This window comes from Pseudomonas sp. R1-1, from assembly GCF_051132135.1.
In the GTDB taxonomy this organism is placed as follows: domain Bacteria; phylum Pseudomonadota; class Gammaproteobacteria; order Pseudomonadales; family Pseudomonadaceae; genus Aquipseudomonas.
This window is the reverse complement of record NZ_CP071663.1, coordinates 4,464,316-4,476,910: the sequence shown is the minus strand read 5'-3', so window position 1 is coordinate 4,476,910 and position 12,595 is coordinate 4,464,316. Positions and strand designations below refer to the sequence as shown.

Here is a 12,595-nt window from a genome sequence, read left to right as displayed (position 1 = left end):
ATGGACAAGCCTGACGAGTCTGTGACGGATCTGATCCGCGCCCGCGATGTTCGTGGTTTCGAATCGTGGGCGCTGCCCAGCTTCGACCCGCCAAAACCGGAACCCGAGCCCGAGCCGGAACCCGAACCGCCGGAAATGGAAGAAGTGCCGCTGGAGGAAGTCCAGCCACTGACTCTGGAAGAACTCGAAAGCATCCGCCAGGAGGCTTACAACGAGGGCTTCGCCATTGGCGAAAAGGAAGGTTTTCACAGCGCCACGCTGAAGGTGCGTCAGGAAGCCGAAGTGGCGCTGGCGGCGAAACTCGCCAGCCTCGAGCAACTGATGGCGCACCTGTTCGAACCCATCGCCGAGCAGGACACGCAGATCGAAAAGTCGCTGGTCGACCTCGTGCAACACATCACCAGGCAGGTGATCAAGCGCGAGCTGGCCATCGACTCGAGCCAGATCGAACACGTCATGCGCGACGCTCTCAAGCTGTTGCCGCTGGGCGTCGACAACGTGCGCCTGTACGTCAATCCGCAGGATTTCGAACAAGCGAAAAGCCTGCGCGAACGTCACGAAGAAACCTGGCGCATCGTCGAAGACGAAACGCTGATGCCGGGTGGCTGCAGGGTTGAAACCGCGCACAGCCGCATCGATGCGAGCATCGAGACCCGCGTCGCGCAGGTCATGGACAAGCTGTTCGACCAGTTGCACGAGCAGGCCTTGCACCCGGCCGAGGCCGACCTGAGCCTGGACATCCCCGACGACATCAAGCCGACGGCTGCTGCTGAAGAGCCGCTCGCGGACCACCCCGATGCGCCTTGAACGCACCAGCTTCGCCAAGCGCCTGAGCACCTACGCCGAGGCCACCGAAATGGCCGGCGCGCCGATTCTCGAAGGGCGTCTGCTGCGCATGGTCGGCCTCACGCTCGAAGCCGAAGGCTTGCGCGCGGCCATGGGCACGCGCTGCCTGGTGATCAACGACGACAGCTATCACCCCTCGCAGGTCGAAGCCGAAGTCATGGGCTTTTCCGGCAGCAAAGTCTTTCTGATGCCGGTCGGCAGCGTCGCCGGGATTGCGCCGGGCGCCCGCGTGGTGCCGCTGGCCGAGACCGGTCGCTTGCCGATGGGCATGAGCATGCTCGGTCGCGTGCTCGATGGTGCCGGTCGCGCGCTGGATGGCAAGGGCGGCATGAAAGCCGAAGACTGGGTGCCGATGGACGGCCCGACGATCAACCCGCTCAACCGTGATCCGATCAGCGAGCCGCTGGACGTCGGTATCCGTTGCATCAACGGTTTGTTGACGGTCGGTCGCGGCCAGCGTCTGGGCCTGTTCGCCGGTACCGGTGTCGGTAAATCGGTGCTGCTGGGCATGATGACCCGCTTCACCGAAGCCGACATTATCGTCGTCGGCCTGATCGGCGAGCGGGGTCGCGAAGTTAAAGAATTCATCGAGCACAGCCTGGGTGAAGAAGGCCTCAAGCGCTCCGTAGTGGTCGCCTCGCCAGCGGACGATGCGCCGCTGATGCGTTTGCGCGCGGCGATGTACTGCACGCGCATCGCCGAGTATTTTCGCGACAAGGGCAAGAACGTCCTGTTGCTGATGGACTCGCTGACCCGTTTCGCCCAGGCCCAGCGGGAAATTGCCCTGGCCATCGGCGAGCCGCCAGCGACCAAGGGTTATCCGCCGTCGGTGTTCGCCAAACTGCCGAAACTGGTCGAACGGGCCGGTAACGCGGAGAAGGGCGGCGGCTCGATCACCGCGTTCTATACCGTGCTCTCCGAGGGCGACGACCAGCAGGACCCGATTGCCGACTCGGCGCGAGGCGTGCTCGACGGGCACATTGTGCTGTCCCGGCGCTTGGCCGAGGAAGGGCACTATCCGGCCATCGACATTGAAGCGTCGATCAGCCGGGTGATGCCAGCGGTGGTCTCTCCGGAACACATGCAGCGTGCGCAGTATTTCAAACAACTGTGGTCGCGCTATCAGCAGAGCCGCGACCTGATCAGCGTCGGCGCCTACGTCGCCGGCGGCGATCGCGAGACCGATCTGGCGATTTCCCTGCAAGCGCAACTGGTCCGCTACCAGCGGCAGGGCCTCAACGACAAGATCACCATGGGCGAAAGCCAAGCCTACCTCGAAACCTTGTTCGCCCCAGCGGCGGGCGGGTAAGCGGTCATGGCCGTCAGCCGCGCCGCGCGCCTGGCACCGGTGGTGGAAATGGCCGAGAAGGCCGAGAAAACCGCCGTGCAACGCATGGCTTATTTCCAGGGGCAGGTGACGGTTGCCGAGAGCAAACTCGCCGACCTCAATGCCTTTCGTCTGGATTACTCACAGCAATGGATCGTGCGCGGCAGCACCGGTGTGTCCGGTCAATGGCTGCTCGGGTTTCAGGGCTTTCTGGCGCAACTCGACACCGCCGTCGACCAGCAGCGCCAGAGTCTGGTCTGGCACCAAAACAACCTCGACAAGGCACGCAATGAGTGGCAACAGGCGTTCGCTCGCGTCGAGGGTTTGCGCAAACTGGTCCAGCGTTACCGCGACGAGGCGCAGCGCCTGGAAGACAAGCGCGAACAGAAGCTGCTCGATGAATTGTCCCAGCGCCTGCCGCGGCGTGATGCCTTCTAAACTCACCGCTGAACCCCTGTGGGAGCGAGCCTGCTCGCGAAAGCGCAGTGTCCGTCACCCTTTAGTCAACTGACAGGATGCTTTCGCGAGCAGGCTCGCTGCCACACTGACATCCACATATGATCAACCGTTGCGCCTTGCCCCATCCCTATCCAGGTGCTAAACCTTGTACAGGTTCGTCAATGACAAGGAAGCCAGTCAATGTCAGTCGTTACACAAGTCTCTCCAGACCAGAAAAAACTCACGATAGCGGTGAAGGGGCGGTTCGATTTTGGTCGCCATCAGGAATTTCGCGAGTCGTATGAAAAGCTCAATACCAAACCCGAGTCCATCGTCGTCGATTTGAAAGAAGCGACCTACCTCGACAGCTCGGCGCTGGGCATGCTGCTTCTGCTGCGCGATCACGCCGGCGGCGACGAGGCGGATATCCGTGTAGTCAACAGCAGTTCCGACGTGAAAAAAATCCTCGCGATCTCGAACTTCGACAAACTGTTCGACATCAGTTGACGGCCATGCAGGCGCAAGAGCCGCTGACCGTTCTGATCGCCGAAGACAGCGCCGCCGATCGCTTGCTGCTGTCGACCATCGTCCGCCGCCAGGGTCATCAAGTGTTGACGGCGGCGAACGGTGCCGAGGCGGTCGACATCTTCAAGCGGCAACATCCCGATCTGGTCCTGATGGACGCGCTGATGCCGGTGATGGACGGCTTCGAGGCTGCACGGCAGATCAAGGCGCTGGCGGGCGAGACGCTGGTGCCGATCATCTTCCTCACCTCGCTGACCGAAAGCGAAGCGTTGGTCCGCTGCCTGGAGGCGGGTGGTGACGACTTTCTGGCGAAGCCGTACAACCAGGTGATCCTCGCCGCCAAAATCAAGGCGATGGATCGCTTGCGCCGTTTGCAGGCGACGGTTCTGCAACAGCGCGACCTGATCGCCCGGCATCACGATTACCTGCTCAATGAACAGCGCGTCGCCAAAGCGGTGTTCGATAAGGTCGCGCATTCCGGTTGCCTGAATGCGCCGAACATTCGCTATCTGCAATCGCCCTATGCGCTGTTCAACGGTGACCTGTTGCTGGCGGCGTACACGCCGGCCGGCGACATGCACGTCATGCTCGGTGACTTCACCGGCCACGGCTTACCAGCGGCGGTGGGGGCGATGCCGTTGGCCGAAGTGTTTTACGGGATGACCGCCAAAGGCTACGGCCTGGCGGAAACCCTGCGTGAGATGAACGCCAAGCTCAAGCGCATCCTGCCGGTGGACATGTTCTGCTGCGCCACTTTGCTCTGTTTGAGTTTCCAGAGCCGTTCGGTGGAGGTGTGGAATGGCGGCATGCCGGACGGTTATCTGCACCGCATGGCCACGGGCGAGCGGATACCGTTGCCGTCGGCGCATTTACCGCTGGGCATTCTCAGCGCCGAGGCCTTCGATGACCGCACCGACGTGCATCCGATGGCCATCGATGACCGGGTGTTCCTGTTGTCGGACGGGGTCATCGACACCAGTGACGCCGATGATCAGTTGTTCGGCGTCGAGCGCTTGCAGCAGGTGTTCGCCGCCAATCGCCAGGCAGATCGCTTGTTTGAAGACATCGAGCAGGCATTGCGCGACTTTGGTGGCGAGGCCCGTGACGACGTCAGCATGGTCGAGGTCAGCCTGCTTGAATCCGCACCGGCGCAGACCCTGACGCCGGTGTACTCCGACAGCGGCCAGTCGAGCCCGCTGGACTGGTCGGTGAGTTTCGAATTCCGTGGCGCCACGCTCAAGCGCTTCAATCCCTTGCCCTATCTGTTGCAACTGTTGCTAGAGGTGCACGGGCTGCGCACGCAGAGTGGTGCGCTCTACAGCGTGCTGGCCGAGTTGTATTCCAACGCGCTGGAGCATGGCGTGCTCGGCCTGGACTCGAGCCTCAAGCGCGATGCGGCGGGTTTTGCGCTTTATTATCAGCAACGCAATGACCGCCTCGAAGCGCTGCAGGGCGGATTTGTCCGGGTGCATCTGCAGGTGCAGCCGCGTGGCACGGGCGGTGGTCTGCTGATTCGGGTCGAGGACAGCGGCAAGGGTTTCGATGTCGCCAAGGTCATGGAGCGGCCGCTGGAAGGGCTCCGTCTGTCGGGTCGCGGTGTCGGTCTGGTCCGGCAACTGGGGCATAACGCTCGCTGGGCGGACGAAGGTCGTAGTGCCTGCGTGGAGTTTTTCTGGGGGATTGAGGCATAATCCGCGAAATTCTTGATCAAGGAGTGAGCAAGTGACTGACTTACACATAGATCGCGATGCGCTGAGCGTGTTGCGCGAGGTCATGGAGGAGGGCTATCCAGAGCTCTTGGATACTTTTCTGGCGGATTCAGAAAGTCGCTTGGCCGAGCTGCGCAATGCGGTGGATGCCAAGGCGTTATCGGAAGTTGCCCATAGCTTCAAGGGCAGCGCCAGTAACATGGGCGCGGTTCGCCTGGCCGCGTTGTGCCAGGATCTGGAGTCGAGCGCCAAAGATCAGACGCCTGAAGCACGGGCGCAACTGGTCGCTCGCATCGCCGGTGAGTTCGCCGACGTGCGTCCTGTTTACGAAGACGAAAAGCACCACGCCCATACCCACTGATCCGGCCGTCCGGCGCTTTTCCCGAGCGCCGGGCGTATCTGGCCCGGCACTTGCAGATAACTCCGCAACTGTACCTACGATCCCAGTGCAGCGGAGACCGTTTCATGCCTGCGACCCCCAACATCCTCATTCACAACGCCGCTCAGGCCAAGGCGCAAGCCGCCTCGGCCAAAACGTCGGCAATGGCCGCAGACACCGGGGATAAAGCCTCCAGCTTCGCAAAAGTGTTCGCCGATCAGGGCTCGAACAAGCCCGTCGCCAACGCTGACAATTCGCCCAAACCGACGCGCGACAAGGCCGCCGATAGCAGCGGCAAACAAGACATCAGCAAGGATCCGTCTGCCGCTGCGCAGCCGGCGGTTGCCGATAGCGGCAACGACTTGCCTGCCGATAAAGCCACAGCCAGCGATGACACTGCCGCCGATAGCGATGCCAGTGGGGACGCTCCGCAAGCGCCGGTCGTTGAAACTGCGCCGGTTGATCCTGCACTGGATCCGGCATTGGTGGCCGCTGCGCAACCGGTGATCGCCGCGCCTGTCGTGCAGGCGCCGGCCGTCGTCGCCACAGCCCAGCCGGAAGCTGAGACGCCGGCGCTGACTGCTCTGCCGAGCATGGTCAAAGATCCGGCGGCCACCCCTGCCAGCGATTTCGATCCGTCCGCCGACCCGCTCGATTCGCTGCCGGCCGTGCGCATGGCGATGGAGCAGGGCGGGCATATTTCCGCCGCCAGCCAGGCGCAACCGAAAGCGTCGCCGGCCCAGACTCAGGCCGACGGCGAATTGACTGCGGCACAGAACTTCGCGGCCGGCATGGCCAGCATGCTTGATGTGCAAGCCGACAAGGACAGCACCAGCCAGGGCGGCGAGAAGGCATTCAGTGGCTTGATCGACGATGGCCTTAAGGATCTGACATCAGCGACCAGCGACACCCGCGTCGATGACTTCGCCAACCGCTTGGCGGCGTTGACCCAGGCGGCTACGCCGAAGACCGCCAATGCAGTGCCGGTGAATCAGCCGATCGCCATGCACCAGAGCGGCTGGACTGAAGAAGTGGTCAACCGCGTCATGTATCTGTCGAGTGCCAACCTGAAAGCGGCGGACATTCAGCTGCAACCGGCCGAACTCGGGCGTCTGGACATCCGCGTGAACATGGTCCCGGACCAGCAGACGCAGGTGACGTTCATGAGTGCGCATCCAAGCGTACGTGAAGCGCTTGACAGCCAGATGCATCGCCTGCGCGACATGTTCAACCAGCAGGGCATGGGCCAGGTCGACGTCAATGTCGCCGACCAGAACCGTGGCTGGCAGGGCCAGCAAGGCCAGGAACAGGCGCAGCAGGGCCAGAGCGGGCGCACCAGCGCTGCCGGCGGTCGCCTTGATGCGGTGGACGAAGAGTTGGCACCGGCCAGCGTGGCTGAAGTGGCAGCTCAGACTACAAGCGTGATTGGCAGTAGCGCGGTCGACTATTACGCCTGATTGCCTCAGATCAAAAGCCCCTCACCCTAGCCCTCTCCCAGAGGGAGAGGGGACTGATTGGGGGATGCTCAGGATGTTTGTCGTCCTTATGGTTTTGCGCTGAATCCATCTGGCGTGCGCCTTTGATTATTTCGACCGACTCACAATCGACTCGGTTTTTCGGGTCGATGCAAAACGAAAACCCGACTCAATCTGCTCCCTCTCCCTCCGGGAGAGGGCTGGGGTGAGGGTGGCTTTTGACTTTGGCGCTGTCTGGCGCCGCCTCCGACACTTCTGGCATACGCTTGCTCTTGCCTGAACTCGGTCTGTCAGGCCGACGCATAACCAAAACCCGACTCAATCTGCCCCCTCTCCCTCCGGGAGAGGGCTGGGGTGAGGGTGGCTTTTGACTTTGGCGCTGTCTGGCGCCGCCTCCGACACTTCTGGCATAACACTTGCTCTTGCCTAGCCGTGCAACTGTAAAACCCCCGATTAGTGACGGATTATTGGCATGGCGAAGAGCGAAGCAGCAGCGGTAAAAGACCCGGCAACCAAAGGCAAACTCAAGCTGATCATTGTGATCGTGCTGGCCTTGCTGTTGGCCATCGGTGCGTCCGTAGGGGCGACCTGGTTCTTCATGCACAGCGCCCAGAGCAAGCCTGCCGAGGCCGCCGAAGCTGCGCCGGTCGGCAAGCAGGCGGCGATCTTCGAGCCGATGGCGCCGGCCTTCGTTGCCAACTACAACCAGAACGGCCGACAGCGCTACATGCAGGTGAGCATCACCATGCTGGCGCGTAACCAGGCCGATCTGGACGCGCTCAAAGTGCACATGCCGGTGATCCGCAACAACCTGGTGATGCTCTTCTCCGGTCAGGATTTCGCCACCCTGGCGACCCCGGTCGGGCAAGAGATGTTGCGCCAGAAGGCCACAGCCAGCGTCCAGGAAGTGGCGCAGAAAGAGCTGGGCAAAGTGGTCATCGAACAGTTGCTTTTCACTAATTTCGTACTGCAGTAGGAACACGACATGGCCGTGCAGGATCTGCTGTCCCAGGATGAAATCGACGCGCTGTTGCATGGCGTCGACGATGGTCTGGTACAGACCGATAACGCTGCCGAACCCGGCAGTGTCAAAAGCTACGACCTGACCAGCCAGGATCGCATCGTCCGTGGACGCATGCCGACCCTGGAAATGATCAACGAGCGTTTTGCCCGCTACACCCGCATCAGCATGTTCAACATGCTGCGCCGCTCGGCGGACGTTGCCGTCGGTGGCGTGCAGGTGATGAAGTTCGGCGAATACGTGCACTCGCTGTACGTGCCGACCAGCCTCAACCTGGTCAAGATCAAACCGTTGCGCGGCACCGCGCTGTTCATCCTCGACGCCAAACTGGTGTTCAAGCTGGTGGACAACTTCTTCGGCGGCGACGGCCGTCACGCGAAGATCGAAGGGCGTGAATTCACCCCGACCGAACTGCGCGTGGTGCGCATGGTGCTGGAACAGGCCTTCGTCGATCTGAAAGAAGCCTGGCAGGCGATCATGGAAGTCAATTTCGAGTACATCAACTCGGAAGTGAACCCGGCCATGGCCAACATCGTCGGCCCGAGCGAAGCGATCGTGGTTTCCACCTTCCACATCGAACTCGATGGCGGTGGCGGCGATCTGCACGTGACCATGCCGTATTCGATGATCGAGCCGGTGCGCGAAATGCTCGACGCCGGTTTCCAGTCCGACCTCGACGATCAGGACGAGCGCTGGGTCAACGCCCTGCGCCAGGACGTACTCGATGTCGACGTGCCGATCGGTGCCACCGTGGCCCGCCGCCAGTTGAAGCTGCGCGACATCCTGCACATGCAGCCGGGTGACGTGATCCCGGTCGAGATGCCGGAAGACATGATCATGCGCGCCAACGGCGTGCCGGCCTTCAAGGTCAAGATGGGCTCGCACAAAGGCAACCTCGCGTTGCAAGTGATCGAGCCGATCGAGCGTCGCTGAGGCGGCGCTTTCCACCCCCGCATTTAACCGAATTGTTGCCCGCCGAGGACACATGATGAACGACGATATGAACGCGCAGGACGATCAGGCACTGGCCGATGAGTGGGCTGCGGCCTTGGAAGAAACTGGTGACGCTGGTCAGGCTGACATCGATGCGCTGCTGGCCGCCGATGCCGGTACTGCGAGTTCCAATCGCCTGCCGATGGAAGAATTCGGCAGCGTGCCGAAAAACAACGACCCGGTAACCCTCGACGGCCCGAACCTGGACGTGATTCTCGACATCCCGGTATCGATCTCGATGGAAGTCGGCAGCACCGACATCAACATCCGCAACCTGCTGCAACTCAACCAGGGTTCGGTGATCGAGCTCGATCGTCTGGCCGGCGAGCCGCTGGACGTGCTGGTCAACGGCACCCTGATCGCCCACGGCGAAGTGGTAGTGGTCAACGAGAAGTTCGGCATCCGCCTGACCGACGTGATCAGCCCAAGCGAACGCATCAAGAAGCTGCGCTGAGTGAAAAGGTTTCTCTGGACTCTGCTGGCATTGCCATTGAGCGTGCTGGCCGCCGAGCCGGGTACAACCGCTGCTGCGCCTGCCGCCACCGCGCCGATGGTCAACAGCGGCGTGGCCGGGCAACTGACGCAACTGGTGTTCGGCTTGCTGCTGGTGCTGGGCCTGATCTTCTTCCTCGCCTGGCTGTTGCGCCGGGTGCAGCAGGCAGGTCCGGCGGGCAAGGGCCAGGTGATCGAGCTGATCGGTTCGCGCGCGCTCGGCCCGCGTGACCGGTTGATGCTGGTGCAGGTTGGCAACGAGCAGATTCTGCTCGGCCTCAGCCCCGGCAGCATCACTGCGCTGCATGTACTGAAAGAGCCGGTCGAAGTGCCCACCGCCAGCGAAAAAGCCACACCGGAATTTGCCCAGCATCTGCTGAAGATTCTCGGCAAGGATCAGAAGGATACGAAGTAATGGCTGCGCTCCGCATCGTCTTGACGCTGGCCCTGATGCTGGCCGCGCCGTTGGCATTGGCTGCCGATCCGTTGTCGATCCCGGCGATCACCCTGGGCACCAACGCCGACGGCGCGCAGGAATACTCGGTCAGCCTGCAGATCCTGCTGATCATGACCGCCCTGAGTTTCATTCCGGCGGCCGTGATCCTGATGACCAGCTTCACCCGGATCATCATTGTCTTCTCGATCCTGCGTCAGGCCCTGGGCCTGCAACAGACGCCGTCGAACCAGATCCTCACCGGCATGGCGCTGTTTCTCACGATGTTCATCATGGCGCCGGTGTTCGATCGGGTGAACAAGGATGCGCTGCAGCCGTATCTGGCCGAAACCCTCACCGCGCAGCAAGCGGTGGAAAAGGCCCAGGTGCCGATCAAGGACTTCATGCTCGCCCAGACCCGCACCAGCGATCTGGAGCTGTTCATGCGCCTGTCCAAGCGCAGCGACATCGCCAGCCCGGATCAGGCCCCGCTGACCATTCTGGTGCCGGCGTTCGTGACCTCCGAGCTTAAGACCGCGTTCCAGATCGGCTTCATGATCTTCATCCCGTTCCTGATCATCGACCTCGTCGTCGCGAGCGTGCTGATGGCGATGGGTATGATGATGCTCTCGCCGCTGATCATTTCGTTGCCGTTCAAGATCATGCTGTTCGTGCTGGTCGATGGCTGGGCGCTGATCATCGGCACACTCGCCAGCAGTTTTGGAGGTGTCTCGCCATGACGCCGGAAGTTGCGGTCGATATCTTTCGTGAAGCCCTGTGGCTGACCACCATGATGGTCGCCATACTGGTGGTGCCAAGCCTGCTGGTCGGCCTGCTGGTGTCGATGTTTCAGGCCGCGACGCAGATCAACGAACAGACCTTGAGCTTTCTGCCGCGTCTTTTGGTGATGCTGGTGACGCTGATCATCGGCGGTCCGTGGATCGTGCAGACGTTCATGGAATACATCATCCAGCTGTACAAAAACATTCCGATGGTCATCGGCTAAGCCATGCAATCGCTGCTTCAGCTGACCGACACCCAGATCAGCACCTGGGTGGCGTCGTTCATGTTGCCGCTGTTTCGCGTCGCGTCGATGCTGATGGTCATGCCGATTTTCGGCACCACCCTGGTTCCGCGGCGCGTGCGCCTGTACTTCGCCGTAGCGATCACCGTGGTGATTACCCCGGCGCTGCCGCCGATGCCCGCCGTCAGCCCGCTGGATCTCAGCGGCCTGTTGCTGATCGCCGAGCAGATTCTGGTCGGCGCGGTATTGGGCTTTTCCCTGCAATTGTTCTTTCAGGCATTCGCCGTGGCCGGGCAAATCGTCGCGATTCAGATGGGCATGGGCTTCGCCTCGATGATCGACCCCACCAATGGCGTTTCGGTGGCGGTGATCGGACAGTTCTTCACCATGCTGGTGACACTGCTGTTTCTGTCGATGAACGGCCATCTGGTGGTCTTCGAAGTTCTCACTGAAAGCTTCACCACGCTGCCGGTCGGCGGCGGTCTGATGACCGCGCACTATTGGGAGCTGGCCGGCAAGCTCGGCTGGGTGCTCGGCGCGGCGTTGTTGCTGGTGTTGCCGGCGGTGACTGCGCTGCTGGTGGTCAACATCGCCTTTGGCGTGATGACCCGCGCCGCGCCGCAGCTGAACATTTTCTCGATCGGTTTTCCGCTGACCCTGGTGCTCGGTCTGTTCATTGTCTGGGTCGGGCTGGCGGACATTCTCAACCAGTATCAACCGCTGGCCAGCGAGGCCTTGCAGTTGCTACGCGAACTGGCACGGGCGCGCTGAGTCATGGCAGAGAGCGAAAGCGGTCAGGACAAAACAGAAGACCCCACGGAGAAACGTAAAAAGGATTCCCGTGAGAAGGGCGAGATTGCCCGTTCCAAAGAACTCAACACCCTCGCGGTCATGATGGCCGGCGCCGCGGCATTGTTGATCTTCGGCGGCATGCTGGCTGAAGACCTGATGGACCTGATGCGCCTGAACTTCACTTTGTCCCGTGAAGTGGTGATGGATCAGGGCGCCATGGGCCGGTTTTTGATGCAGTCGGGCCTGATGGCGTTGCTGGCGATCCAGCCGGTGATGATCACCTTGTTGATCGCCGCCATCGTCGGCCCAATCTCCCTCGGCGGCTGGCTGTTCGCGGCCGGCTCGCTGGCACCCAAGTTCAGCCGGATGAACCCCGCCGCCGGCCTGAAACGAATGTTCTCGTTCAAGGCCGTGGTCGAACTGCTCAAGGCGCTGGCCAAGTTTCTGATCACCCTCGGCGTGGCGCTGGTGGTGCTGTCGGCCGACGTCGATGACCTGTTGCGCATCGCCCATGAACCGCTGGATCAGGCAATCATTCACAGCGTGTTGCTGGTCGGCTGGAGCACCCTGTGGCTGGCCTGCGGCCTGATCATCATCGCCGCCGTCGACGTGCCGGTGCAGCTCTGGGAAGCGCACAAGAAACTGCTGATGACCAAGCAGGAAGTGCGCGACGAACACAAGGATCAGGAAGGTCGCCCGGAAGTCAAACAGCGCATCCGCCAGACCCAGCGCGAAATGTCCCAGCGCCGCATGATGGCAGCGATCCCCGATGCCGACGTGGTCATCACCAACCCGACCCACTACGCCGTCGCGCTCAAATACGACTCGGAGAAGGGCGGCGCACCGGTGCTGCTGGCCAAGGGCAGCGACTTCCTCGCCCTGAAAATCCGTGAAATCGCCGTCGCCAACAACGTCATGCTCCTCGAATCGCCGGGCCTGGCGCGCTCGATCTACTACTCCACCGAGCTGGATCAGGAGATCCCCGGCGGGCTGTATCTGGCGGTGGCGCAGGTGTTGGCGTACGTCTACCAGATCCGCCAGTACCGCGCGGGCAAGGGCAAACGGCCGGATCCGCTCAAGGACGATTTGCCGATTCCGCCGGATTTGCGCCGCGATTCCTGACGTTGCTGTGCAGCCATTG

The 12,595-nt window shown here is 61.8% G+C and carries 15 protein-coding genes; all 15 read left to right on the top strand.

Translation table 11 applies throughout. The features are described 5' to 3' along the window. The 15 genes from fliH to flhB all read left to right on the top strand — a co-directional run bounded on the left by fliH (position 1) and on the right by flhB (position 12,576). On the top strand, positions 1 to 807 hold the full coding sequence (gene fliH / locus J3P75_RS20065) for a flagellar assembly protein FliH (protein WP_434707918.1): 807 nt from the start codon (positions 1 to 3) through the stop codon (positions 805 to 807). Further along, positions 797 to 2,155, top strand: coding sequence for a flagellar protein export ATPase FliI (gene fliI / locus J3P75_RS20060; RefSeq protein WP_394508396.1), 1,359 nt, complete (start codon positions 797 to 799; stop codon positions 2,153 to 2,155). The genes fliH and fliI overlap by 11 nt, the downstream gene beginning before the upstream one ends. A gap of 6 nt (positions 2,156 to 2,161) precedes the next feature. Then, positions 2,162 to 2,611 carry a flagellar export protein FliJ gene (fliJ, locus tag J3P75_RS20055; protein WP_090282358.1) on the top strand — a complete coding sequence of 150 codons (450 nt, stop codon included), beginning with the start codon at positions 2,162 to 2,164 and terminating at the stop codon, positions 2,609 to 2,611. Between the two features lie 201 nt (positions 2,612 to 2,812). Then, positions 2,813 to 3,118: an STAS domain-containing protein gene (locus J3P75_RS20050; protein WP_434707917.1), complete on the top strand. Its 306-nt coding sequence runs from the start codon at positions 2,813 to 2,815 to the stop codon at positions 3,116 to 3,118. A 5-nt stretch (positions 3,119 to 3,123) separates the two neighbouring features. Next, complete coding sequence (locus tag J3P75_RS20045) at positions 3,124 to 4,827, top strand: ATP-binding SpoIIE family protein phosphatase (RefSeq protein WP_434707916.1); 1,704 nt, start codon at positions 3,124 to 3,126, stop codon at positions 4,825 to 4,827. A 31-nt stretch (positions 4,828 to 4,858) separates the two neighbouring features. Further along, positions 4,859 to 5,206, top strand: a complete 348-nt coding sequence (locus J3P75_RS20040) for an Hpt domain-containing protein (protein WP_434707915.1) — start codon at positions 4,859 to 4,861, stop codon at positions 5,204 to 5,206. Between the two features lie 104 nt (positions 5,207 to 5,310). Further along, on the top strand, positions 5,311 to 6,681 hold the full coding sequence (locus tag J3P75_RS20035) for a flagellar hook-length control protein FliK (protein ID WP_434707914.1): 1,371 nt from the start codon (positions 5,311 to 5,313) through the stop codon (positions 6,679 to 6,681). A 490-nt stretch (positions 6,682 to 7,171) separates the two neighbouring features. Beyond that, on the top strand, positions 7,172 to 7,675 hold the full coding sequence (gene fliL / locus J3P75_RS20030) for a flagellar basal body-associated protein FliL (protein WP_090282363.1): 504 nt from the start codon (positions 7,172 to 7,174) through the stop codon (positions 7,673 to 7,675). Between the two features lie 9 nt (positions 7,676 to 7,684). Then, positions 7,685 to 8,653: a flagellar motor switch protein FliM gene (gene fliM, locus J3P75_RS20025; RefSeq protein WP_003222890.1), complete on the top strand. Its 969-nt coding sequence runs from the start codon at positions 7,685 to 7,687 to the stop codon at positions 8,651 to 8,653. Positions 8,654 to 8,708: 55 nt separating this feature from the next. Next, positions 8,709 to 9,167 carry a flagellar motor switch protein FliN gene (gene fliN, locus J3P75_RS20020; RefSeq protein ID WP_425516418.1) on the top strand — a complete coding sequence of 153 codons (459 nt, stop codon included), beginning with the start codon at positions 8,709 to 8,711 and terminating at the stop codon, positions 9,165 to 9,167. Further along, positions 9,168 to 9,620, top strand: a complete 453-nt coding sequence (gene fliO / locus J3P75_RS20015; RefSeq protein ID WP_434707913.1) for a flagellar biosynthetic protein FliO — start codon at positions 9,168 to 9,170, stop codon at positions 9,618 to 9,620. Further along, entirely contained in the window at positions 9,620 to 10,378 is a 759-nt protein-coding gene (gene fliP, locus J3P75_RS20010) for a flagellar type III secretion system pore protein FliP (RefSeq protein WP_434707912.1), read from the top strand. The genes fliO and fliP overlap by 1 nt, the downstream gene beginning before the upstream one ends. Next, a complete protein-coding gene (gene fliQ / locus J3P75_RS20005) occupies positions 10,375 to 10,644 on the top strand; it encodes a flagellar biosynthesis protein FliQ (protein WP_016771067.1) in 270 nt (89 codons plus the stop codon). Before fliP ends, fliQ begins: the two co-directional genes overlap by 4 nt. 3 nt (positions 10,645 to 10,647) lie before the next feature. Further along, positions 10,648 to 11,433 carry a flagellar biosynthetic protein FliR gene (gene fliR, locus J3P75_RS20000; RefSeq protein WP_203421227.1) on the top strand — a complete coding sequence of 262 codons (786 nt, stop codon included), beginning with the start codon at positions 10,648 to 10,650 and terminating at the stop codon, positions 11,431 to 11,433. 3 nt (positions 11,434 to 11,436) lie between these two features. Beyond that, on the top strand, positions 11,437 to 12,576 hold the full coding sequence (flhB, locus tag J3P75_RS19995) for a flagellar biosynthesis protein FlhB (protein ID WP_434590980.1): 1,140 nt from the start codon (positions 11,437 to 11,439) through the stop codon (positions 12,574 to 12,576). The last annotated feature ends 19 nt before the right edge of the window (positions 12,577 to 12,595 follow it).

Bases quoted from the DNA above. Each gene is read 5' to 3' on its own strand.
- fliH (WP_434707918.1), top strand. From the start codon at position 1: ATGGACAAGCCTGACGAGTCTGTGACGGATCTGATCCGCGCCCGCGAT.
- fliI (WP_394508396.1), top strand. From the start codon at position 797: ATGCGCCTTGAACGCACCAGCTTCGCCAAGCGCCTGAGCACCTACGCC.
- fliJ (WP_090282358.1), top strand. From the start codon at position 2,162: ATGGCCGTCAGCCGCGCCGCGCGCCTGGCACCGGTGGTGGAAATGGCC.
- J3P75_RS20050 (WP_434707917.1), top strand. From the start codon at position 2,813: ATGTCAGTCGTTACACAAGTCTCTCCAGACCAGAAAAAACTCACGATA.
- J3P75_RS20045 (WP_434707916.1), top strand. From the start codon at position 3,124: ATGCAGGCGCAAGAGCCGCTGACCGTTCTGATCGCCGAAGACAGCGCC.
- J3P75_RS20035 (WP_434707914.1), top strand. From the start codon at position 5,311: ATGCCTGCGACCCCCAACATCCTCATTCACAACGCCGCTCAGGCCAAG.
- fliL (WP_090282363.1), top strand. From the start codon at position 7,172: ATGGCGAAGAGCGAAGCAGCAGCGGTAAAAGACCCGGCAACCAAAGGC.
- fliM (WP_003222890.1), top strand. From the start codon at position 7,685: ATGGCCGTGCAGGATCTGCTGTCCCAGGATGAAATCGACGCGCTGTTG.
- fliN (WP_425516418.1), top strand. From the start codon at position 8,709: ATGAACGACGATATGAACGCGCAGGACGATCAGGCACTGGCCGATGAG.
- fliP (WP_434707912.1), top strand. From the start codon at position 9,620: ATGGCTGCGCTCCGCATCGTCTTGACGCTGGCCCTGATGCTGGCCGCG.
- fliQ (WP_016771067.1), top strand. From the start codon at position 10,375: ATGACGCCGGAAGTTGCGGTCGATATCTTTCGTGAAGCCCTGTGGCTG.
- fliR (WP_203421227.1), top strand. From the start codon at position 10,648: ATGCAATCGCTGCTTCAGCTGACCGACACCCAGATCAGCACCTGGGTG.
- flhB (WP_434590980.1), top strand. From the start codon at position 11,437: ATGGCAGAGAGCGAAAGCGGTCAGGACAAAACAGAAGACCCCACGGAG.